Origin of the sequence: Acinetobacter sp. NBRC 100985 (assembly GCF_000241225.1) — a bacterium.
Classification (GTDB): Bacteria; Pseudomonadota; Gammaproteobacteria; order Pseudomonadales; family Moraxellaceae; genus Acinetobacter; species Acinetobacter venetianus.
Genome location: NZ_BAEB01000004.1, coordinates 52,074 through 73,267 on the forward strand (window position 1 = coordinate 52,074; position 21,194 = coordinate 73,267).

23 protein-coding genes and 1 pseudogene are annotated in these 21,194 nt (G+C 39.6%); 11 read left to right on the plus strand and 13 right to left on the minus strand.

Annotated features, from left to right (window positions below; genetic code table 11):
* Positions 1 to 3 precede the first annotated feature (3 nt).
* Positions 4 to 801 carry a tRNA pseudouridine(38-40) synthase TruA gene (gene truA / locus ACT4_RS01240; protein WP_007478979.1) on the plus strand — a complete coding sequence of 266 codons (798 nt, stop codon included), beginning with the start codon at positions 4 to 6 and terminating at the stop codon, positions 799 to 801.
* 49 nt (positions 802 to 850) lie between these two features.
* On the opposite strand, the gene ACT4_RS17670 is transcribed toward truA, so the two are convergent.
* Both ACT4_RS17670 and ACT4_RS17675 read right to left on the minus strand, forming a co-directional pair.
* A complete protein-coding gene (locus ACT4_RS17670) occupies positions 851 to 1,267 on the minus strand; it encodes an AraC family transcriptional regulator (protein WP_007478981.1) in 417 nt (138 codons plus the stop codon).
* A gap of 36 nt (positions 1,268 to 1,303) precedes the next feature.
* Positions 1,304 to 1,857: pseudogene (locus ACT4_RS17675) on the minus strand (AraC family transcriptional regulator ligand-binding domain-containing protein); the annotation flags it as partial.
* Between the two features lie 230 nt (positions 1,858 to 2,087).
* Here ACT4_RS17675 and infA point away from each other — a divergent pair.
* Positions 2,088 to 2,309, plus strand: a complete 222-nt coding sequence (gene infA / locus ACT4_RS01250; RefSeq protein WP_001284370.1) for a translation initiation factor IF-1 — start codon at positions 2,088 to 2,090, stop codon at positions 2,307 to 2,309.
* A gap of 61 nt (positions 2,310 to 2,370) precedes the next feature.
* Here the strand turns inward: infA and ACT4_RS01255 are convergent, their stop codons facing one another.
* The gene (locus ACT4_RS01255; RefSeq protein ID WP_007479094.1) at positions 2,371 to 2,742 is read right to left on the minus strand and encodes a lysozyme inhibitor LprI family protein; all 372 of its coding nucleotides are present in this window, start codon (positions 2,740 to 2,742) and stop codon (positions 2,371 to 2,373) included.
* Positions 2,743 to 2,904: 162 nt separating this feature from the next.
* Between ACT4_RS01255 and ACT4_RS01260 the strand changes: the two genes are divergently transcribed.
* Positions 2,905 to 3,294 (plus strand): hypothetical protein, encoded by a 390-nt coding sequence (locus ACT4_RS01260; RefSeq protein ID WP_004876665.1) that lies wholly within the window; start codon positions 2,905 to 2,907, stop codon positions 3,292 to 3,294.
* Between the two features lie 49 nt (positions 3,295 to 3,343).
* Here the strand turns inward: ACT4_RS01260 and leuB are convergent, their stop codons facing one another.
* The 5 genes from leuB to ACT4_RS01285 form a co-directional block, all read right to left on the minus strand.
* On the minus strand, positions 3,344 to 4,423 hold the full coding sequence (leuB, locus tag ACT4_RS01265; protein WP_007479096.1) for a 3-isopropylmalate dehydrogenase: 1,080 nt from the start codon (positions 4,421 to 4,423) through the stop codon (positions 3,344 to 3,346).
* 45 nt (positions 4,424 to 4,468) lie between these two features.
* Positions 4,469 to 5,044, minus strand: a complete 576-nt coding sequence (locus tag ACT4_RS01270; RefSeq protein ID WP_007479098.1) for a hypothetical protein — start codon at positions 5,042 to 5,044, stop codon at positions 4,469 to 4,471.
* 149 nt (positions 5,045 to 5,193) lie between these two features.
* Positions 5,194 to 5,841, minus strand: coding sequence for a 3-isopropylmalate dehydratase small subunit (gene leuD / locus ACT4_RS01275; protein WP_007479099.1), 648 nt, complete (start codon positions 5,839 to 5,841; stop codon positions 5,194 to 5,196).
* Between the two features lie 12 nt (positions 5,842 to 5,853).
* On the minus strand, positions 5,854 to 7,272 hold the full coding sequence (gene leuC, locus ACT4_RS01280) for a 3-isopropylmalate dehydratase large subunit (protein ID WP_007479101.1): 1,419 nt from the start codon (positions 7,270 to 7,272) through the stop codon (positions 5,854 to 5,856).
* Between the two features lie 122 nt (positions 7,273 to 7,394).
* Positions 7,395 to 8,069 carry a hypothetical protein gene (locus ACT4_RS01285; RefSeq protein ID WP_007479103.1) on the minus strand — a complete coding sequence of 225 codons (675 nt, stop codon included), beginning with the start codon at positions 8,067 to 8,069 and terminating at the stop codon, positions 7,395 to 7,397.
* 77 nt (positions 8,070 to 8,146) lie between these two features.
* Between ACT4_RS01285 and ACT4_RS01290 the strand changes: the two genes are divergently transcribed.
* Entirely contained in the window at positions 8,147 to 8,365 is a 219-nt protein-coding gene (locus ACT4_RS01290; protein ID WP_029424871.1) for a DUF2061 domain-containing protein, read from the plus strand.
* 117 nt (positions 8,366 to 8,482) lie between these two features.
* Positions 8,483 to 9,346, plus strand: a complete 864-nt coding sequence (locus ACT4_RS01295) for a LysR family transcriptional regulator (protein ID WP_007479106.1) — start codon at positions 8,483 to 8,485, stop codon at positions 9,344 to 9,346.
* Here the strand turns inward: ACT4_RS01295 and ACT4_RS01300 are convergent.
* Both ACT4_RS01300 and ACT4_RS01305 read right to left on the minus strand, forming a co-directional pair.
* Positions 9,343 to 10,092 (minus strand): hypothetical protein, encoded by a 750-nt coding sequence (locus ACT4_RS01300; protein WP_007479108.1) that lies wholly within the window; start codon positions 10,090 to 10,092, stop codon positions 9,343 to 9,345. The genes ACT4_RS01295 and ACT4_RS01300 overlap by 4 nt on opposite strands.
* Positions 10,093 to 10,190: 98 nt before the next feature.
* Positions 10,191 to 10,841, minus strand: a complete 651-nt coding sequence (locus ACT4_RS01305; protein ID WP_007479109.1) for an HAD family phosphatase — start codon at positions 10,839 to 10,841, stop codon at positions 10,191 to 10,193.
* Between the two features lie 183 nt (positions 10,842 to 11,024).
* Between ACT4_RS01305 and ACT4_RS01310 the strand changes: the two genes are divergently transcribed.
* A complete protein-coding gene (locus ACT4_RS01310; RefSeq protein WP_004876647.1) occupies positions 11,025 to 11,501 on the plus strand; it encodes an RNA pyrophosphohydrolase in 477 nt (158 codons plus the stop codon).
* Positions 11,502 to 11,594: 93 nt separating this feature from the next.
* The gene (gene ptsP, locus ACT4_RS01315; protein WP_007479111.1) at positions 11,595 to 13,889 is read left to right on the plus strand and encodes a phosphoenolpyruvate--protein phosphotransferase; all 2,295 of its coding nucleotides are present in this window, start codon (positions 11,595 to 11,597) and stop codon (positions 13,887 to 13,889) included.
* 73 nt (positions 13,890 to 13,962) lie between these two features.
* Here the strand turns inward: ptsP and ACT4_RS01320 are convergent, their stop codons facing one another.
* Complete coding sequence (locus tag ACT4_RS01320) at positions 13,963 to 14,421, minus strand: hypothetical protein (protein WP_007479113.1); 459 nt, start codon at positions 14,419 to 14,421, stop codon at positions 13,963 to 13,965.
* A 604-nt stretch (positions 14,422 to 15,025) separates the two neighbouring features.
* Here ACT4_RS01320 and katG point away from each other — a divergent pair.
* The 3 genes from katG to ACT4_RS01335 all read left to right on the plus strand — a co-directional run bounded on the left by katG (position 15,026) and on the right by ACT4_RS01335 (position 18,162).
* Positions 15,026 to 17,230, plus strand: a complete 2,205-nt coding sequence (gene katG / locus ACT4_RS01325) for a catalase/peroxidase HPI (protein ID WP_007479114.1) — start codon at positions 15,026 to 15,028, stop codon at positions 17,228 to 17,230.
* Positions 17,231 to 17,320: 90 nt separating this feature from the next.
* Positions 17,321 to 17,761, plus strand: a complete 441-nt coding sequence (locus tag ACT4_RS01330; RefSeq protein WP_007479116.1) for a thiol-disulfide oxidoreductase DCC family protein — start codon at positions 17,321 to 17,323, stop codon at positions 17,759 to 17,761.
* The gene (locus ACT4_RS01335; protein WP_007479117.1) at positions 17,758 to 18,162 is read left to right on the plus strand and encodes a DoxX-like family protein; all 405 of its coding nucleotides are present in this window, start codon (positions 17,758 to 17,760) and stop codon (positions 18,160 to 18,162) included. Before ACT4_RS01330 ends, ACT4_RS01335 begins: the two co-directional genes overlap by 4 nt.
* Here the strand turns inward: ACT4_RS01335 and ACT4_RS01340 are convergent.
* Positions 18,149 to 19,201 carry an MBL fold metallo-hydrolase gene (locus ACT4_RS01340; RefSeq protein WP_007479119.1) on the minus strand — a complete coding sequence of 351 codons (1,053 nt, stop codon included), beginning with the start codon at positions 19,199 to 19,201 and terminating at the stop codon, positions 18,149 to 18,151. The genes ACT4_RS01335 and ACT4_RS01340 overlap by 14 nt on opposite strands.
* Positions 19,202 to 19,589: 388 nt before the next feature.
* Here ACT4_RS01340 and ACT4_RS01345 point away from each other — a divergent pair, with 388 nt between their 5' ends.
* Positions 19,590 to 20,498 carry a LysR substrate-binding domain-containing protein gene (locus ACT4_RS01345; protein ID WP_007479121.1) on the plus strand — a complete coding sequence of 303 codons (909 nt, stop codon included), beginning with the start codon at positions 19,590 to 19,592 and terminating at the stop codon, positions 20,496 to 20,498.
* Between the two features lie 37 nt (positions 20,499 to 20,535).
* On the opposite strand, the gene ACT4_RS01350 is transcribed toward ACT4_RS01345, so the two are convergent.
* Positions 20,536 to 21,144: a glutathione S-transferase family protein gene (locus tag ACT4_RS01350; RefSeq protein WP_007479123.1), complete on the minus strand. Its 609-nt coding sequence runs from the start codon at positions 21,142 to 21,144 to the stop codon at positions 20,536 to 20,538.
* Positions 21,145 to 21,194 lie beyond the last annotated feature (50 nt).

Genomic DNA, 21,194 nt, shown 5'->3' on the forward strand with positions numbered 1-21,194 from the left:
AATATGCAACGTTATGCAATCGGTATTGAATTTTGCGGTACTCAATACCGTGGTTGGCAAACTCAACAAGCTGGCGTTGTAAGTGTCCAAGAAACCATTGAGAAAGTCCTCAGTAAAATTGCCAATGAACCGATTATTGTTCATGCTGCTGGACGTACCGATGCTGGGGTTCATGCGACCAACATGGTTGCTCATTTTGATACAGAGGCAATTCGACCAGAGCGCGGCTGGATGATGGGCGCAAACAGTCAGTTACCGAAAGATATTTCAATCCAATGGATCAAATGTATGGATGAAAATTTCCATGCACGATTTAAAGCGACTGCTCGACGTTATCGATATATTGTTTATAACGCACCTCATCGCCCTGCTCTGCTACATAAACAGGTTACACACATCTATTCTGAACTTGATATTGATAAAATGATTGCAGCCGCATCTAAGTTTGAAGGTAGACATAACTTCGAGTCATTCAGAGCTGCTGCATGTCAATCAAATCAGCCCGTTCGCCATGTTAAGCACTGCCGCTTATTCCAACATGGTCGTTATTTGGTCTTAGACATACAAGCAGATGGCTTCTTACATCACATGGTTCGCAATATCATGGGATGTTTGCTTGAAATTGGCCAAGGTATGTATGAAATTGAACACATTGATACCATGTTTGCAGCGCAAGATCGTAAAGCTGCTGGCGTTACTGCACCACCTGATGGCTTATACTTCATCCAGTGCTATTACCCTGATCAATTTGAATTGCCTCAGCCACCCCTTGGGCCACAATGGTTAAATCTACCGGAATAAAAAAAGCCTTATCAATAACGATAAGGCTTTAGAATTCCTCATACTCTTATTAGCGTTGCTTTCGTTTCCGATACTCAACAGGTGTTTCATTCGTCCAACGTTTAAACGCTCGGTAGAACGTACTTGGTTCAGAAAAACCTGTTAAATATACAATGCGCTCTACACTTTCATTGGTATTCGCCAATAACTTTTTCGCTAAACGACAACGATAATCCGATAGAATTTGCTGAAAACTAGTATTCGCTTCGCTTAACTGTGTTCTTAAACGGCGTGGCGTAATACTAAGTTGTGCAGCCACTGTTTCTAACGTTGTCTCACCACTTTCAAGTGTTGAGCCGATTGCACGGCGCACTTCACCGACTAAATCATAACGAGCAAGTTCTTGCAGCTTTTCAATTGCAAGCTGCTCATGTAATTGTAGTAATTCAGGTTCAGCCTGCCATAAAGGATAGTCCAAAACTGCCATATCAAAATATAAGCGCGTTTCTCTCTGACCTAAACTAACTGGACATCCATAAACACGGAAATACTCGTCATCATCCGCACCCTCATTGAAATTAAAATCAATGAAAATCGGTTGAAACTGACCTTCCGTAATAAATTTAAAAAACGTAAGATTCCTGACATCGCACATTCAGAAAAATGGCGATTCACTAAATTGTCAGACCAATACTGTTCACCGTTACTTAAGTAACAACGCCCATCTTCAATCACCAACTTAGCGTCAAAAGCATCACTAATTAACCGCTGATAAGCCAAAGCTCGCTTGAGCCCCTCACCAAAAGTCTCACTACTGATAAACAAATGCTCGATCACTTGACCACGATACAGTGGTAAATGCTCACCTAAATGCAAACCGATATCTGGGTCATTGCTCACTTCCTGTGCCGCAATCCAGAATGCATTTTGTGCACTCAGTGGGGTTCTTGCATTTGTATCAACTTGATTTAGTGCTACACCTGCTTTTGTTAGAATCTCTTCAGTTGGTAATCCTGCTTTACGAATTGCCTGATAACCAAAGCGCAATACAACCGATGCATCTGTTAACTGACCCACGCAGTGCCCTTCCCTGTAGATACGTTATTGTGACAATAAACAATAATTTTAGATTAACGTTGATTGACCAAACTGACAACACTATTCTGCTTCTTTTGTTAAAAAAAAATGAGGATTGTCTGACAGTTTTTTCCAATTCATCTGTACAAGCTTTGCTAAGAGAGCGTCTTGTAAATTTCAAATAAATTGACTATAATTTGCGCCTTTCCAATTTGATCATCAGGTAGGCTATGGCCAATAAAGAGGAACTCATTGAGTTCGAAGGCGTTGTCACCGAAACGCTTCCTAATACGATGTTCCGTGTACGTTTAGAAAACGGTCACGAAGTTATTGCACACATTTCTGGTAAAATGCGTAAACACTATATCCGTATTTTGACAGGTGACAGTGTTAAAGTTGAAATGACACCTTATGACTTAACTAAGGGTCGTATCACTTATCGTGCGCGCTAAGTCAGATTAGTGAATGCAAAAAAGCCACATGATTGTGGCTTTTTTTACGCTTATTCTTAAATTATTCGCTCAGACGTGTGGTTTTACACCCTACAGTTTGGCACTCGCGTAGGCGCTCTAATAGCCAATGGTTACGCTCCTGAGTAGTGCTCAACCGACATTCCACATCAACGCTGTTTTGCTGCGAATCGGTACAACTTGCATCCCGATGGCGTATCCAAGCCAGCTGCGACTTTTTTAGAATCTTTTGTTGCGTTTCATTGAGATGTTTGCGTAACTGCTGATAATTCTTATTTAAGTCAGCATCAGCACTAGCATAAATCTTATTAGTGCAGTAAATATCATCATAAGTATTGCGTGTTTTATCACAATTATCGGCATAGCTTAATGTCGCAACGACATAACACAAAAGACCAAGCACTATCTTATGCATCAAATTTTCTCGATAACTTAATTATGCGACATATCTAATCACATTTTGTTATGCTTGAACATTACTCCGAAATAGACAAGTTTGTATATTTTTGTTTCCCGATTAGAATAGTGATCGATTATAATAAATTCAAAGATTTATTTTAGAAATAAAGGAATATTCATGCGGAATTATAAGTTTTACATATTATCTATAGCGCTCATTTTACAAGGCTGTGCAACCCCTGGCTGGCGCTCGGTTCAACTACAAGACTACTTACAACCTTATATCGGTCAATCAGCAGATAACATTCAGCAAAATCTTAATCTCAAGAGCCTAGGCTTCCAAACTCTAAAACAACCAACCCAAACTGACCAGCAGTTAGTTTTTACCGTACTTCGCCCAATTAATATTCCTATTCCAATGAATATGGGAACTTCAGATGGTTCTCGCCTTTCAACAGTTACGACATATAGCCAATCTTACGATGTCAATTTTTACTGCCATATTATTTTTGAGCTTGATCAGCAAAAAATTGCACGTTCTATTCGTTATGAAGGAAAAGCCTGCTAACAACAAATAAAAAATGCAGCACACGCTGCATTTTTTATAGATCAGATTTTTAGCCTAACACAGCAACAACAGCATCGCCCATTGCATCTGTACCGACTTTGCTCATTCCTTCTGACATAATATCTGCTGTACGCAAACCTTGGTCTAAAACTTGACCTACTGCATCTTCAATCGCTTTTGCCGCAGCTTCTTCACGGAAAGTATAACGTAACATCATCGCAACAGATAAAATCGTTGCAAGTGGGTTTGCAACATTTTTTCCAGCGATATCTGGAGCTGAACCGTGGCAAGGTTCATACATACCTTTACCATTTTCATCTAAAGATGCTGAAGGTAACATACCAATTGAACCCGTTAACATTGCTGCTTCGTCAGACAAGATATCGCCAAATAAGTTACCTGTTACGATGACATCAAATTGTTTTGGTGCACGAACAAGTTGCATTGCTGCATTATCGACATACATATGTGAAAGCTGAATATTTGAATACTGTGCTTGCTGTAAATCAGTCACTGTTTGCTTCCAAAGCTCAGTAACTTCCAATACATTTGCTTTATCGACAGAACAAACTTTTCCACCACGTAAGCCAGCCAATTCAAAAGCAACTTTGGCAATACGTTTAATTTCACTTTCTGAATAAACGTCAGTGTTATAACCTTGCTTCTCACCGTTTTCTAATTCTCGGATACCACGTGGTTGACCAAAGTAAATACCACCTGTTAATTCACGAACAATCAAAATATCTAAACCAGCAACAACTTCTGGTTTTAAGCTCGAAGCATCTGCCAATTGAGGATAAAGAATCGCTGGGCGTAAATTTGCGAATAAATTTAATTCACTACGGATTTTCAACAACCCACGTTCTGGACGAATTGAACGTTCAATCATGTCCCATTTAGGCCCGCCTACCGCACCCAACAAAATCGCATCTGCTTTTTGAGCTTGTGCACTTGTCACTGCTGGATATGGTTCACCATGGGCATCAATTGCTGAGCCACCCAATAAGCCATGTTCCCATGTCAAACCTAAATTAAATTTATCATTGACCTTTGTCAGTACTTTCTCAGCAGCACCAACAATTTCAGGACCAATTCCATCACCCGCTAAAATTAAAATATGTTTTGACATTTACTTTTCCAATTTCATCCACACAGCATTCAAGCTGCTATTTGATTAAATCTTTTTTTCAACAAATTCGCCCAAACCTGTCTTTACATCATACGGACGGCAGAATCGACGAATCATGCGCTCTTCTTGCAATAGATCAACACACAAAGGATCTGGAGCTGATGCATTGAGCAAGTTTTCTACACGATTTGCTCTATCTCGGTACATTTTAAAGGTATAGCGCGTATGAGGTTTAAACGCATGGATGATATGAAAAGTTTCAGCACGATCTGGGGAAATTGGATAAAAACGAATAACAACTTCATATTGCTTAGCAGGCACACTTAAGTAAACCTGTTGATTTCGGCTTAAAATCGAACCATGTAACCGAACAATGCCTTTTTCTATGGCTTGTTGGCTTACACGATGCGATTTAGCATCAATCACACCAATATCATTAATTCTTTCGAATTCACAATTATCCACGCCTGAACAATATAAAGTCGCATTGTTCGCTTTGTCTTCTAATGTATTTTGTGCAATACGAACTTGGTCAACCACAGTCGTTGTGTTTTGACACGCAGTTAACGTTGTACCCACACTTAAACACAGCAAAATACTGCGAGCGAATTTTGTTTTCATTATTCAAGCCCAGTCCTCATATCATGCAAACATGCAAGCAAATCTTCTTCGCTAGCATGTTAACAAGAGTTCAATCTCTGCGCTACGGCTATGTTTAAAATGTCCCTCGACATTTAGTCATGTTTACATTTAAAAAATGTAAGTGAGACTTAAGCTTTAATGTCCTTAAATACCCAAGGACGTGCTTGCTTTGCTTTTTCTTCAAAAGCACGAATGTCATCCGCAGCTTGTAAAGTCAAACCAATATCATCTAACCCATTTAACAAACAGTGTTTACGGAATGGATCAATTTCAAATTTAAATGCTTCGCCTTTCGGTGTGCGCACTTCTTGTGCATCTAAATCAATCGTAAGTTGATAACCTTCTTGTTCACACTCTTTAAACAACTGATCAACGATTTCCTCTGACAAGATCACAGGTAACATGCCATTCTTAAAGCAGTTGTTAAAGAAAATATCAGCAAAGCTAGGTGCAATCACGGTGCGGAAACCGTATTCATTGAGTGCCCAAGGTGCATGTTCACGACTTGAGCCACAACCGAAATTGGTACGAGCTAATAAAATAGTTGAACCTTGATAACGTGGTTTATTCAAAACAAAGTCAGGATTCTTTGGACGCTTACTAATATCTTGTCCTAAATAACCCTCATCTAAATAACGTAACTCATCAAATAAGTTATCGCCAAATCCCGTGCGTTTAATTGATTTCAAAAACTGCTTCGGAATAATTAAATCCGTATCGACATTGGCACGGTCTAAAGGCGCAACAATACCTTGTTCTACAGTATATTTTTCCATGACTTTGCTCCCTTAGAATGAACGAACATCAACAAAATGACCTGCAATCGCCGCCGCTGCCGCCATCGCTGGACTTACTAAATGTGTACGCCCACCATTACCCTGACGACCTTCAAAGTTACGATTTGAAGTCGATGCACAATGCTCACCTGGTTGTAATTTATCTGCATTCATCGCCAAACACATTGAACAACCAGGTTCACGCCATTCAAAACCAGCCTCTAAGAAGATTTGGTCTAAACCTTCATTTTCAGCCTGTTGTTTTACTAACCCTGAACCCGGCACGATCATCGCTTGTTTAATACTTGACGCGACTTTACGACCTTTCACAACCTCAGCAGCAGCACGAATGTCTTCTATACGAGAATTGGTACATGAACCAATAAACACGCGGTCTAATTGGATATCTGCCAATGCCTGACCTGCAGTTAAGCCCATGTATTGGTAAGCACGCGTCCAATCATTACGCTGCACATCATCTTTTGCTTGTTCTAAGGTCGGAACAGCTTGAGAAACAGGAATTACCATTTCAGGTGAAGTTCCCCAAGACACTTGTGGTTCGATCTCTGCACCATTCAATACAACAACCGCATCGAATACGGCATCTTCATCTGAATGCAACGTATTCCAATACTCGACTGCTTGATTCCACTCTTCTCCTTGTGGCGCATAGTTGCGGTCTTTGACATAAGCAATCGTTTTATCATCTACAGCGACCATGCCTACACGAGCACCCGCTTCGATTGCCATATTACATACTGTCATACGTCCTTCAATCGACATATCACGGAAGACTTGACCACCGAACTCAATCGCATAACCAGTACCACCCGCTGTACCAATCTTGCCAATGATTGCCAAAACAACATCTTTTGACGTGACGCCTGTACCCAATACACCATCAACACGCACTAACATGTTCTTAGATTTCTTTTGTACTAAGCATTGTGTTGCCAATACATGCTCAACTTCAGATGTACCGATACCATGTGCTAAACAACCAAAAGCGCCATGTGTTGCTGTATGTGAATCGCCACAAACAACGGTCATACCAGGTAAGGTCAAACCTTGCTCTGGCCCAACTACATGCGCAATCCCTTGACGAATATCGTTGATACCAAACTCAGTGATATTAAAAGTTTTACAGTTATCATCTAAGGTTTGAACTTGGATACGCGAGGTATCATCTTCAATCCCTGCAATACCTTGTTCACGTTCTTTTTTAGAAGTTGGAACGTTATGATCAGGAGTTGCAACGTTAGCGTTTAAGCGCCATGGTTGACGATTGGCAAGCTGTAAGCCTTCAAATGCCTGAGGACTTGTGACTTCATGTAATAAGTGACGATCAATATAAATCAAGCTCGAACCATCGTCGCGCTGCTTTACTAAATGGTCATCCCATAATTTGTCATACAATGTCTTGCCTGCCATGTCATCGCTCTCCATCGTGCTTGTCATTGGACTGGGTATTCTTAATCTTAAATTGATTATAGCAATCGTTTCACATAAATCTAATTTATCATTTTTATAAATTAATAAACTTTTAGGAATGATTAATCTCGAAAATAATATTTCATCAGCTCAGGATTGCCATTCTTATGCACAGGTAAATTAAGCCATTCAATCAAAGGCTGATACTCGAGAATAAATTGATCAAATAAATTTTTAGTTATGATCATATTAGTACAATCAATTGTCACCAGCGAATACTTTTTAGCCCTGTTAAGACTATATAAATTCAAACAAAAGATAGGAGTAGGTAATTGATTGCTTCGAGACATAGCTGGAATGTAGTCATATTTTGCTTCAATAAAATTAGGATAGAAGTCAGCTTTTTTCTTATTATTCAGATATATCGTTAATTTTTTTGAATTAGAACTAAATATTAACTTTACTTTTAAATTATGCGCATCATTCCTTCGGAGTATTATCCATATAAATACACCAATAAGAACGCCTACCCCCATATAAGAGAAAATACCAATTTCTATACTCATTTTTGAATAAATTAAAAAATACATGAATTTATATAAATTCAAGTAAAGAACAATCAATGAAGCAAGACATATTATTTTTATAAGAATTCTATTCTTACTTGAATACATGTATTTTTTAGCTGTTTCATAAGTAAGACATTCTTCACTTAACACTTTTAAATTTCTAATCAATGCTTTCTCACGGTTTGTTATTTTAAATTTAGTTAAATTATCTAGAAATCCAATCATCATCAATTGAAATTTCTTTTTTACTTCTTAAATGATAATGATTATTATTTATATAAATAAGATTTAAGATGGTGACAGCGATGGCAAATATTCAGCAATTCGTGATTAACAATCAACGAACTTTAAAAAAAACGTTAAGTTACTACTTCATGCATATCACAGTAGCAATGCTGGTTGCCTATGTTGTAACAGGAAATCTGATCATGGCAGTGACTTTGAGCTTGCTTGAACCTACAGTACAAGCCTTTGCATTCTTCTTCCATGAAAAAATTTGGAATAGAACTGAGCAAAAAGTCTAACTTTTAATTATACAAATACAGCTTAAACTATATTTGTTCAGCGCTTTTACCTAAAATAGTCAGCTATATATGTCTCAGAACAAACATCTAAATTTTAATGATTTTCGAGCCTAAATTATGAATCTTGCCGCTTTTGAAGCATTTGTTAAAGTGATGGAAACGGGTTCAATTTCCATTGCTGCCGAACAGCTATTCATTACTCAGCCAGCGGTAACGAAACGGATTCATAGTCTAGAAGATTATTTTGGTGTGAAATTATTTGAATCCGCAGGCCGAGGTATTCAACCAACTCATGCGGCGCACTCTTTGCTTCCAAAAGTAAAAACTTGGCTCAATGAGCTTGGTGAAATCCACCACACACTAAGTCATGAACAAGCACAGGTACAAGGTCGTTTAAAGATTGGTACAAGTCACCATATCGGTTTACATCATCTCGCAGAGCCACTGAAAGCTTTCGTACAACTCTTCCCTCAAGTCACTTTAGATGTACATTTTGTTGATTCAGAACAAGCACATGAACAGGTACTTGCAGGTGAATTAGAACTCGCTTTCCTGACTCTCCCACCAACGGGAGATGATCGACTTAATTATTTAACCATTTGGAATGACCCTTTAGTTTTTGTTGCATCACCATTTCATCCACTCTCGCAACAAAGTAATCTTACATTAGAAGACTTAATTGCTTATCCGAGCTTATTGCCATCAGCACATACTTATACCAGTCAAATCACCTTAGCTGAATTTGAAAACAAAGGGCTAAAGCCTAAAATCACCATGAGTAACAATCCTTTAGAATCAATTCGGATGTTGGTTTCGATTGGTCTGGGATGGTCAGTTCTACCAAAGACGTTACTCAATCAGGATTTGAAACAGCTCGACTTACAATTAAATATGAATCGCCAACTGGGTATGGTTTGGCATCCTGCACGTATTCAATCTAAAGCAGCAGAAGAACTCATTCAAATGATGCAAAAAGATTAATCGCCTCCGCAACTGCTGCAACTACTTCCACAACTTGAAGAAGACTGGGCTTGTTGGTATTTAGAATAGTCTTTGCTCATTTCATCTAAGTCAAAGTATTGACCATCAACCCAACCTAAGGCTTGATCTATCACAAACAAACGAGGTATGACAGTACTATGCTTGGGTTCGAATCCAAGTAATTTACAGCTTATTTTCCATGATTCGAATAACTGTTTTTGCTGTTGTTCTGGTTCAGTATTTAAATGATATGGATTGTGGTTGAGAATTCGACCAAGTGTTGCATGGCATAATTGCTGATACTGCTGAGGGAATTCCAACATGACATGCCAAAGTGCATCAACCGCATTTGATGGCATTGCATAAGCTTGCTTTTGCATAACATGCAGCGCCAAATAATCCTTAAAACCCACTTCTATTAATTGTCGTTGTTTCAAAGTCAGCTCAGGATGAGACTGGCGAAGTTTATTCCAAAAAATCGGCTCTATTTTTAGTTGTTCAATCGCCTGTAATCGAGCGCGTTGAGATCGGGTAAGCAATGAAATATTGACAAAAAGCACACACCAAAGTATTGGAATAATCACCCAAGCTGTCCAAAATTGCTGCTGCCACGCATACATCAATCCGAATATGATAAAAGGTAAAATGATCCAACGTGTTTTTATAATCGGCTGTTGTCTTTTTAATCTTAGCAATTCGCTGAGTTGATTGGAAGTTTGTGCTTCTTGATTTATTTTTATTTTCATACTGACATCTTAAAATTTAAAAGTGACATTTATATGACAAAAAAACCTCCCTGACGAAAGGGAGGTTTTAATAATTCATTCAAATTATGCTGACTCAGTTAGATTGACCAATCTTGAATTTCCCAGCCCTGTTCTTGCGCGAGTTTTTCCAAACGGTCATCTGGGTTCACCGCAATCGCATGGTTCGCGTATTCAAGTAAAAAGCGATCATTGATTGAATCTGAATAAGCCCAAGACTCCTCAACGGTACGACCAGCTAGCCATTGATCTAAGCGCGTCAATTTACCTTGTTGATAGCAAGGAACACCTGTGACTTTCCCCGTGTATTGTCCATCAATGACTTCTGCACTGGTCGCAATAATTTCAGTAATCCCAAACTCACGGAAAATAGGTGCGGTAATAAAATCACTCGTCGCAGTAATCCCGACAATCGCATGGCCTAAGTCTTGATGTTTTTTAATTGCATCAAAACCTTTAGGTCTCATTTTCGGGCGGATGACTTTCTGCATAAACAATTGATGTAACTCAGTTAAATACTGATTATCGTGTTTAGTTAAAAACTCAAAAACAAATTCATTATACGCAATCGGGTCAAGCTGACCCGCTTTATAATCTTCATAAAATTTGTCATTCATTTGACGATGATGAACTGGATCAACCAAACCCTCATTGACCAAAAATTCACCCCATGAATGGTCAGAGTCAGTATTTAACAGCGTATGATCTAAATCAAACAAAGCCAATTGCATAGAATTTCTCGTTTAAACTGAAAATTAAGAAAAAAAATGTAAATCTATCTCCGCTAGTCGATAGAAATTCGTTAAGATCATAGCAATTTTAAACATTTTACTTTGACCTTTTTCGAGTTGGACGTGAAGAGTGACTGTCCCCGAGATCAAAGTCAACGATATAGACAAAATTTAGGTAGCCAAATGATCGACTCAGAAGGTTTCCGACCCAACGTCGGGATCATTTTGGCAAACGATGACGGACAAGTCTTATGGGCAAAGCGCATTGGTCACAATGCTTGGCAATTTCCACAAGGAGGTATCCAGTTTGGAGAAACCCCTGAACAGGCACTTTATCGTGAACTGAGAGAAGAAGTCGGCTTATTGCCCGAACACGTCCAAATTATAGCGCAAACAAAAGGTTGGCTGCGTTATCGTTTGCCACATCGGTACATTCGGTCAGATTCAGATCCGGTATGTATTGGACAAAAGCAAAAGTGGTTTTTACTGAAGTTAACGGCATCGCCTCATCATATTCAGTTAAACCTATCAGACCCACCCGAATTCGATGAATGGCAATGGGTGAGTTATTGGTACCCATTGGGTCAAGTGGTCAACTTCAAACGAGATGTTTACCGCAAAGCCATGATGGAGTTGTGTTTACAATTACCTCAGCGTTAATTGTCGTAGAATCATCATTTTAAGCAATGATTTTTGGCATTAGAGCTGTTATAACTAGGCCTATAACGATTCAATAAATTGGAGTAAACATCCATGTCAAACATGCAACTCGACACGCTTAGACGCATCGTACAAGAAATTAATGCGTCCGTCAGTTTGCATGAATCTTTGGACATTATGGTCAATCATGTGGCTGAAGCAATGCATGTTGATGTCTGCTCTATTTATTTATTGGATGAACGAAATCGCCGCTATGTGCTTATGGCTTCGAAAGGTTTAAAACCAGAAGCTGTCGGCAATGTCTCCTTAAATGTTGGTGAAGGTCTGGTTGGCTTAGTCGGTCAACGAGAAGAAATTGTCAACTTAGACAATGCGCCAAAGCATGAACGCTTTGCTTATTTACCCGAGACAGGTGAAGAACTATATAACTCATTCCTTGGCGTTCCTGTAATGTATCGCCGTAAAGTAATGGGCGTTTTAGTCGTTCAAAATAAAGAATCACAAGACTTTAGCGAAGCCGCAGAATCCTTCCTTGTTACCCTTTGCGCACAACTATCTGGTGTGATCGCACATGCTCATGCAGTCGGTAATATTGATGTATTTCGTAAACCGAGTAACGGATCAACCTATAAAACATTCCAAGGGGTTTCGGGTGCTGGCGGTATCGCGCTAGGTCGAGCAATTGTGCTATATCCCCCAGCCGATCTAACTGCAATTCCTGATCGCGAAGCTGAAGATATCAGCGATGAATTAGAACTTTTAGATCAAGCCATCGCTTCTGTTCGTCTTGAAATTCAATCTTTAGATGAAAAAATGCAAGACTCACTCATGTCAGAAGAACGTGCATTGTTTAGCGTGTTCTTACGAATGTTGGATGAAAATGTCTTGCCGAGTGAAATTAAAGAGCACATTCGAGCAGGAAGTTGGGCGCAAGGTGCTGTGCGTAAAGTTATCGATAAACATATTGCGCTATTTGCGCAAATGGAAGATGACTATTTACGTGAGCGTGTTTCCGACTTAAAAGATCTTGGTCGTCGCATTCTCGCATGTTTACAAGAAGCCGATTCTAGTCACCGAGAACTGAGTCCAGATAGTATCCTGATCGGCGAAGAAATCAGTACTGCTGCGTTGGTCGAGCTTCCTGTCGATAATATTGCTGCAATTGTAACTTCTGAAGGTGCTGCCAATTCACATATGGTGATCGTGGCGCGCGCTCTCGGTATTCCAACGGTTGTTGGTGTGACTGAGCTCCCAATCACGACGCTTGATGATATTGAAATGATTGTGGATGCGTATCAAGGACGTGTCTTTGTCAATCCACCACGTCGTTTACGTCAACGTTATAAAGAAGTTCAAAAAGAAGAAGAACAAATTGCAAAAGATTTAAAGCAGTACGAAACTAAAGATGCTGTAACGCCTGATGGTGTTGCTATTCCGTTATTCGTCAATACGGGTTTAATGATCGATGTTGTGCGCGGCGTACAACGTGGTGCAAAAGGTGTTGGTTTATATCGTAGTGAAATTCCATTTATGCTACGTGAACGCTTCCCAGGTGAAGAAGAACAACGCGCCATTTACCGCCAACAACTCAGCCATTTTGCCAATAAACCTGTGATTATGCGTACACTGGATATTGGCGCGGACAAAGACCTTCCTTATTTCAGCATTGAAGAGGAAAATTCTGCTTTAGGTTGGCGTGGTTTACGTTTCACCCTCGATCATCCTGAGATTTTTTCAGCACAAATTCGCGCGATGCTCAAAGCCAGTATTGGTTTGAATAATTTACATATTCTTCTTCCGATGGTGACTAGTGTCAGTGAAGTAGAAGAAGTGTTGTATTTACTTGAGCGTGACTGGATTGCGGTCCAAGAAGAAGAGCAAGTCAAAATCACACGTCCTAAAATCGGAATTATGGTTGAAGTACCAAGCGTACTATTACAAATTGGTGAGTTTGCCGAACTGGTTGATTTCTTCTCGGTGGGTTCAAATGATTTGACTCAGTACTTACTTGCTGTAGATCGTAATAATCCGCATGTTGCTAACGTATATTCGCACTTCCACCCTTCTGTGTTACGTGCCTTAAAACGTTTAGTTGAAGAATGTCATATTCATGAAAAACCTGTAAGCGTCTGCGGTGAGATGGCTGGTGATCCATTATCAGCAATTTTATTAATGGCGATGGGCTTTAATACGCTCTCTATGAGTTCGAGTAACATCTTGCGTGTACGCAAAGCAATTTGTCATGTGCCTATGACAGATGCTCAAAGATTATTAGATGATGTTCTGCAAATGAATAATCCTCTGGTCGTAAAAAGTTGGTTAGAACATTACTTTAAGACACATGGGCTTGGCGATATGGTTAAATCCAACCGTTTAGTCGGTGCCTAACGCATTTTTAAAAATAAAGAAAAAGAGCGATTATTCTTAGAATATCGCTCTTTTTTATATCAGTATTTAAATTTTACTTAGTTTCACGTAAGTAGATTTGCTGCTTAGTCCCATTCAATGTAACTCGCGGAAACTTACGATCATAATCAATCACAATTGCATCTTTACCTGAGAGATTCTTCATATCAGACTCCCATGTCACGTAATAAGTAACTTCCGCATCACTTCTTACTGGTGGTCGAATCAACTTCAGATGATCCGTAGGTAAGCTCAATTCAACACGAAAAGGGACTTGTGATACTTGAACTTTCTTTTGTTGAATCAGGGTTGCTGGGACATCCGCCATACGGCTTTCGACAGCATATAGACTTACTGTGCCCTGTTGTGGTTGAACGCTGTAATTTCCTTGCCCAACAAATTCTACCGTTACGGCGTTAGAGTGATTTGCTTTGATATGATCTGTTTGTGGCATAGAGCTACAACCCGTTAAAGCTGTCAAAGATAGACCAAGACTCAGTGCTATTTTTTTCATTTTTGAAATCTCTTAATTAATCAAACAAAAATACCATAACCAACTCCAAAAACTGCTCCACTTACACATCTTCAACTCAAAGCATCATCAACAATTAAAATATCTACTCAGCAGACTATTTGTAACGAATCACTTGAGATAATGGAATTAGTTCCTAGCTCGATGAAAATAGCTGACTTTTACATAACTGCAACAGATGACAGCCATTATTATTTTAAAAAGCCAAATATTTTTAAAGCATTCTCGGCTTAGCTTCGACGGATACTCGACGAAAGTAAAATAATTCAATAATTCTTTATTTTTCATTATGTTTTATCTTTTTTTAACAATTTATACATCCACAACAACACAGTTCATGTTTAAGATTTATGCAACTTCAATCGAATAAAGCATTTAAGACATCAACTTTAATCCATTGGAAAAAAAGGTTTCATAAACCTAGAGTAAAAGTACAAAGAATGTGAACTGATTCATGTGAAACCAAATTTAGGCATCTCTTAACTCGATACCCAATTTGCAGGATGAATCACTAAAACATTCATAATTTTGAACGGTAAATAGTTGAAGTGACTTCGCTCACAAGTCATTTTGATGGAGAAAGATCATGAGCCAAGACGATAAAGTACAAGCAAATACAACGTCCTCAGGACAATGCCCTGTTCTCCACGGCGGCAATACGGAAATGAGCGGTGGCCCAATGGCATGGTGGCCGAATGCTTTAAACCTCGACATTTTACATCAACACGATAAAAAAACTGATCCAATGGATCCAGATTTTGATTATGCCAAAGCATTTGCTGAGCTTGACTTAGAAGCGGTTAAACAAGACCTACGCGAATTGATCAATACTAGCCAAGATTGGTGGCCAGCGGATTGGGGCAGTTATGTCGGGATGATGGTTCGTACCGCATGGCACCTTGCAGGAAGCTATCGTAAACAAGATGGTCGCGGTGGTGCAAATACAGGTAATCAACGTTTCGCGCCATTAAACAGCTGGCCTGATAACGTCAATACAGATAAAGGCCGCCGTTTGTTATGGCCAATCAAGAGAAAATACGGCAACAAAATCTCATGGGGCGATTTAATCGTACTCGCAGGTACAGTGGCATATGACGTTGCTGGATTAAAAACCTTTGGTTTCGCAGGCGGCCGTGTCGATATTTGGGCACCTGAAAAAGATGTGTACTGGGGCAGTGAGAAAAAATGGTTAGATGCAACTAAAAACCGTTATGACAACGATCAAGATCGTGCATCCCTTGAAAATCCACTCGCAGCAGTACAAATGGGTCTAATTTATGTCAACCCAGAAGGTGTAGATGGTGTACCTGATCCATTGCGTACTGCACAAGATATGCGGACCACATTTGACCGTATGGGGATGGATGACGAAGAAACGGTTGCTTTAACTGCGGGTGGTCATACTGTTGGTAAGGCACATGGTAATGGTAAAGCAGAAAACTTAGGCGCTGATGTGGAAGGTGCTGATGTTGAATTCCAAGGCTTAGGTTGGCATAACTCAGAAGGCACAGGCAATGCTGGTAATACCATGGTCAGTGGTATTGAAGGTGCTTGGACGACTCATCCAACCAAATGGGATAATGAATTCTTCTACTTACTTTTCACTTATGATTGGGAATTGCGTAAAAGCCCTGCGGGTGCGCATCAGTGGGAACCGATCAATATTAAAGAAGAAGATAAACCAGTTGACGCCCACAATCCGGATGTTCGCCGCAACCCAATCATGACTGATGCGGATATGGCACTTAAAATTGACCCAGAATACCGTAAGATTTCTGAACGTTTCTATCGTGACCCAGCCTATCTTGCAGAAGTTTTCTCGCGCGCTTGGTTCAAACTGACGCATCGTGATATGGGGCCAAAAAGTCGTTATTTAGGTGCGGATGTACCAGCAGAAGATTTAATTTGGCAAGATCCTATTCCAACCGTGGATTACACCTTAACTGATAGTGAAGTCGCGGAACTCAAAGCGAAGTTACTTGCAAGTGGTCTATCGGCTAGTGACCTCATCACAACCGCTTGGGATAGTGCACGTACTTATCGTGGTTCGGATTTCCGTGGTGGCGCAAATGGTGCACGTATCCGCTTAGCGCCACAGAAAGACTGGGTAGCTAATGAACCTGAACGCTTACAAAAAGTCTTGGCAGTGTTGGAGTCAATCCAAGCCAGCTTAAGCAAGAAAGTAAGTATTGCTGATCTCATCGTACTTGGTGGTACAGCGGCTGTTGAACAAGCAGCACATAAAGCTGGTGTTCAAATTACCGTGCCATTTGCAGCAGGTCGTGGCGATGCAACTGCCGAACAAACAGATGTTTATTCATTTGAACCTTTAGAACCGTTACATGATGGTTTCCGTAACTGGCAGAAACAACACTATGCAACGACACCAGAAGAGTTATTGCTAGACCAAGCTCAACTTTTGGGATTAACTGCACCTGAAATGACTGTTTTAGTTGGTGGCTTACGTATACTTGGTGCGAACTACGGCGACAACCCTCAAGGTGTACTCACAGATCGCGTTGGTGTGCTCAGCAACGATTTCTTCGTAAACTTGACAGATATGCAATACAACTGGAAACCAACTGGCCGTAACAGCTACAACATCGTTGAGCGTGACAGCGGCACAGTAAAATGGACAGCAAGTCGTGTGGACTTAGTATTTGGTTCAAACTCCATTCTACGTGCTTATGCTGAAGTCTATGCACAAGATGACAACAAAGAGAAATTCGTAAAAGACTTTGTTAAAGCTTGGGTCAAAGTGATGAATGCAGATCGTTTTGATCTCGCCTAATCCATGTGATATTTTAAGTGAAAGAAAATAAAGAACCCTCGCGGTTCTTTATTTTTATATAAAACTCAAAATATTAGTAGAAAAATAATCATGCCAAATCAAATCGAACAATTGATTCAAGAACACGACATGATCCTATTCGATGCGCAGTGTGTGCTCTGCTCCGCTTGGGCTGACTTCATGATCAAACATGACCATCAAACTCAATTCAAATTAGTCTCTGTTCAGTCTCAGTTAGGACAACACATTCTTAGAAAATATCAGTTCCCAACAGATCATTTTGAAACCATGATTTTGCTAGAAAAAGGTCAACTCTATACTGAATCAACTGCTTTTTTACGGATCATGCAGCGTCTCGATTTCCCTTATTCCAGTTTAAAATATGGCAAACTGCTTCCAAAAAAGTTACGCGACTTTGCCTATCGTCGCATCGCATTAAATCGTTATCGGCTATTTGGCAAAACTGAGCACTGCTATGTTGTTGGTTCAGATGTGGAATCGCACTTTTTATTAGATGAGAAATTAAAATGAAGAATGCTGAAATGGCGCTTCATCGTATCTTAAAATTTTGTCAGTTGATGATTGCGCTACTTTGGATTTATCAAGGGTTATTTCCCAAATTCATCTTTCAAGTCACTGATGAAAAGGTATTATGGCAATTCATACATATCCCGACACCCTATATCACCGATATGATTGTTTTATCAGGGATTGCAGAAATTATTTTTGGAAGTCTATTCTTATTTATCAAACATCAGTATTTACATTATCTGAATTTATTGGGTTTGACCCTCTTATTGCTCTGCGTTCTATTGATTTATCCAGACAGGATTTATCAAGCATTCAATCCTGTCGTTATGAATTTGGGGTTAGGTAGTCTCTCAGTCATCGCACTTTGGTGCATTGATGCTCAAAAAATTAAGCCCGAATAAAATGACCTTCACGAATACAATAAAAAGGATTAACCAATTTTGAAGAAGACTTCATCGCTTGCTGTAGTTCATGCTCTGGCGCATCGCGCTTTTCATCCGTAAGCTGAAAAGTTCGATAATGAATCGCCAAGGAACGATGTGCGTGTAAATCCAAATGTGCATGGAACGCATCTTGTGGATTCATATGTACATAACGCATCAATTTTCGTGGCTCATACGCCCCGATTGGTAGTAGCGCAACTCGTGCATCTCCATAACGCTCGTGGATCTGTTTAAAGTGGCCTGCATAACCGGTATCACCTGCAAAGAAACAGTGTCCAGTTTTTGCCAATAACGAAAATCCACCCCAAAGTGCTCGATTTTGATCGCGGATTCCCCGTCCTGACGCGTGTTGTGCTGGTGTGTATGCAATCTTCAACTCATCATGGAACGGAATTTCTTGCCACCAATCCATTTCGATCACATGCAAATGTTTGGGCATATAGTGACTATTGCCTAAGCCTGTGTAGATTGGCATCTCGAATTTTTCATGCAACCATTCTAAAGTCGCAAGATCCATATGATCGTAGTGATTGTGGCTCAATAGTACGCCATGAATCGTAGGTAAATGCTCAAGTGCGATTCCAGCAGGACAAGCACGCTGCGGCCCTTGCCCTTGTTTAGGACTCACATATTCACACCAAACTGGATCAGTCAAAAAGTTATATGGCCCAATTTGAATCAAGACTGTAGCATGACCAACAAACCAGATTTGCCAGTTATTGAGGTCTACTTCGGGGCGATCTTGTGGAAGCTCCAACATATGGTTACGCATGTTCCATTCATGCGAACGGTCAACATTCCACGTATAAGATTTACGTGTCGCAAGCCAAGTCAGTAATCCTTTTCGATCAAAAGGCGTTAGACGCTTTTCCAAATTATAAAAGCGATCAACACCACAATGATCAGATGTTTCATGTGGAAATGGAGGTTTCCCAAAAGTATGGCTCAAGCAAGATTGGGTCGGCAATTGATAGGTTAATGTCGGCTTATCTTTCATGTACTTCTTCTATAATGAAATCTGATCATCTTTAGCATCAATGAATAAACTTAAAATGATAACGGACTATCACTCTAACTTTTTTCAAATCAATCTATTGTATGAGTTTTGAGAGGGTTTGATTACAGTCAAACGATCAAATTTGATCCTAACATAACGTTTTTAGTTATGCTGATTTTCTTTACTTGAATCAATACAAATTTAAGTTATTGCTAAGCTTCATCATCTAGATTACTCCTATCGAATGCTTAATTTTTTAATACATTTTTTATATTTTAAAATGAAGCATATTGTATAAAAAAGCAGCTACTATATAATCCGCCACACAGAACGACTTTCGAATACCATACTTTTAAAAATAACAGTAAGACATACTTGGATCAGTCTTATGGAATTACGACATTTACGCTATTTCATCACCGTTGCAGAAGAACTTAGTTTTAGCAAAGCTGCAATCAAACTTCACACCGCTCAACCATCTTTGAGCCAGCAAATCAAAGATCTGGAAGATGATGTTGGTGTGCAGTTGTTTCATCGTACCAAACGCAAAGTAGAGCTGACCGAAGAGGGTCATGTATTTTTGGAACAAGCTCGCTTAACCTTAAATCAAGCAGATAAAGCGGTAACAATGGCTCGCCAAGTCGCAGCGGCAAAAGTACAGTTTCTTCGCATCGGTTTTGTGCCATCGGCTGAAATACGGATTTTTCCTTATATTATCCCACGCTTGAGAGTCAAAATTCCTAAGCTTCAAATCCGAACACTTAACTTAAAAGAAAGTGATCAAATTAATGAATTAAAGAAAGGCGATTTAGACATTATTTTTATAAATCAAGACTTTCAAAATGATACCTTTGCAAGTCAGCTTGTCCTGAAAGAGCCTTTGATTTTTATGCTCCCCAAACGACATCCTCTAGCAAATGTAGATGAAATCACAACGGATCAACTCAACGGCTTAGACCTTACGATTCTTTCACACAAACTATCTCAACCACTCGCGAAAACGATTTTGCAGTTTATCGATCAGCATCAAATTAAGTTCAAAACTATCCATGAAACCAACGGTATTGCGGAAAGCATCGAAGCCGTGGATTCAGGGCAAAGTTGTGCTATTTTGCCATCATACATGCAAGCATTGGCAACCGAGAAGGTCGTAGTGAAAGCCTTAAATCATGCATTACCTTGCTTAGATGTATTTATGAGCTTCAATAAAATCTCATCGAACGAAACGACTGAACAATTCTTAGAAGAAATTCGGCTCGTTTTTGATTTGGATCAATTTCCACTTTATGCAAGTTAAAAAAAGCCGACTTCGTCGGCTTTTGATTGATGATCACTTAAACATTGCTAAAAACTGCAGCAAATTTTTGGAAACCTGGTCGTTTGGAAATATTTTCTAAATAACGTTCAATCGCTGGATGTGATTGCACTTCATTCATTTTTAACTGCCAAAATAGCATTGCCGCTACCGAAACATCTGCTGCGGTAAATTGCTCACCGCATAAATAAGGACTCGCCTCACCCAGTCCCTGCACAAAAGCATTATAGGCATCTTCATAGTCACCATAACCGACAGACATTTTTTGCTCTGCTTTCACATCAATGCCCAGCATTTTATTGGTAGATGCGGCTTCCCAAGGACCCGAGATAAAGAATAACCAACGATAATATAGCCCACGTTTTGGATCATTTAATGCTGGAGCTAAACCCTTCTCTGCAAATTTATCTGCTAAATAAGCACAAATTGCATCAAGTTCATACACCACCACATCGCCATCGACCAAAACAGGGACTTTGCCAAATGGATTAATTTTTAGATATTCAAGTGACTTCATTTCTGTCTGATAAGCCACCTCAATGCGTTCACACTCAACACCTAATTCAATGAGTAACCAGTCTACAACTACACCGCGAGACATATTATTGGTATAAAGTTTAAGTGCCATTTTGATATTTCCTTGTTTGTTGGTTTTATTTAAATTTAATGGCTGTGATT

Bases quoted from the DNA above. Each gene is read 5' to 3' on its own strand.
- truA (WP_007478979.1), top strand. From the start codon at position 4: ATGCAACGTTATGCAATCGGTATTGAATTTTGCGGTACTCAATACCGT.
- ACT4_RS17670 (WP_007478981.1), bottom strand. From the start codon at position 1,267: ATGGCAGTTTTGGACTATCCTTTATGGCAGGCTGAACCTGAATTACTA.
- infA (WP_001284370.1), top strand. From the start codon at position 2,088: ATGGCCAATAAAGAGGAACTCATTGAGTTCGAAGGCGTTGTCACCGAA.
- ACT4_RS01255 (WP_007479094.1), bottom strand. From the start codon at position 2,742: ATGCATAAGATAGTGCTTGGTCTTTTGTGTTATGTCGTTGCGACATTA.
- ACT4_RS01260 (WP_004876665.1), top strand. From the start codon at position 2,905: ATGCGGAATTATAAGTTTTACATATTATCTATAGCGCTCATTTTACAA.
- leuB (WP_007479096.1), bottom strand. From the start codon at position 4,423: ATGTCAAAACATATTTTAATTTTAGCGGGTGATGGAATTGGTCCTGAA.
- ACT4_RS01270 (WP_007479098.1), bottom strand. From the start codon at position 5,044: ATGAAAACAAAATTCGCTCGCAGTATTTTGCTGTGTTTAAGTGTGGGT.
- leuD (WP_007479099.1), bottom strand. From the start codon at position 5,841: ATGGAAAAATATACTGTAGAACAAGGTATTGTTGCGCCTTTAGACCGT.
- leuC (WP_007479101.1), bottom strand. From the start codon at position 7,272: ATGGCAGGCAAGACATTGTATGACAAATTATGGGATGACCATTTAGTA.
- ACT4_RS01285 (WP_007479103.1), bottom strand. From the start codon at position 8,069: ATGATGATTGGATTTCTAGATAATTTAACTAAATTTAAAATAACAAAC.
- ACT4_RS01290 (WP_029424871.1), top strand. From the start codon at position 8,147: ATGGCAAATATTCAGCAATTCGTGATTAACAATCAACGAACTTTAAAA.
- ACT4_RS01295 (WP_007479106.1), top strand. From the start codon at position 8,483: ATGAATCTTGCCGCTTTTGAAGCATTTGTTAAAGTGATGGAAACGGGT.
- ACT4_RS01300 (WP_007479108.1), bottom strand. From the start codon at position 10,092: ATGAAAATAAAAATAAATCAAGAAGCACAAACTTCCAATCAACTCAGC.
- ACT4_RS01305 (WP_007479109.1), bottom strand. From the start codon at position 10,841: ATGCAATTGGCTTTGTTTGATTTAGATCATACGCTGTTAAATACTGAC.
- ACT4_RS01310 (WP_004876647.1), top strand. From the start codon at position 11,025: ATGATCGACTCAGAAGGTTTCCGACCCAACGTCGGGATCATTTTGGCA.
- ptsP (WP_007479111.1), top strand. From the start codon at position 11,595: ATGTCAAACATGCAACTCGACACGCTTAGACGCATCGTACAAGAAATT.
- ACT4_RS01320 (WP_007479113.1), bottom strand. From the start codon at position 14,421: ATGAAAAAAATAGCACTGAGTCTTGGTCTATCTTTGACAGCTTTAACG.
- katG (WP_007479114.1), top strand. From the start codon at position 15,026: ATGAGCCAAGACGATAAAGTACAAGCAAATACAACGTCCTCAGGACAA.
- ACT4_RS01330 (WP_007479116.1), top strand. From the start codon at position 17,321: ATGCCAAATCAAATCGAACAATTGATTCAAGAACACGACATGATCCTA.
- ACT4_RS01335 (WP_007479117.1), top strand. From the start codon at position 17,758: ATGAAGAATGCTGAAATGGCGCTTCATCGTATCTTAAAATTTTGTCAG.
- ACT4_RS01340 (WP_007479119.1), bottom strand. From the start codon at position 19,201: ATGAAAGATAAGCCGACATTAACCTATCAATTGCCGACCCAATCTTGC.
- ACT4_RS01345 (WP_007479121.1), top strand. From the start codon at position 19,590: ATGGAATTACGACATTTACGCTATTTCATCACCGTTGCAGAAGAACTT.
- ACT4_RS01350 (WP_007479123.1), bottom strand. From the start codon at position 21,144: ATGGCACTTAAACTTTATACCAATAATATGTCTCGCGGTGTAGTTGTA.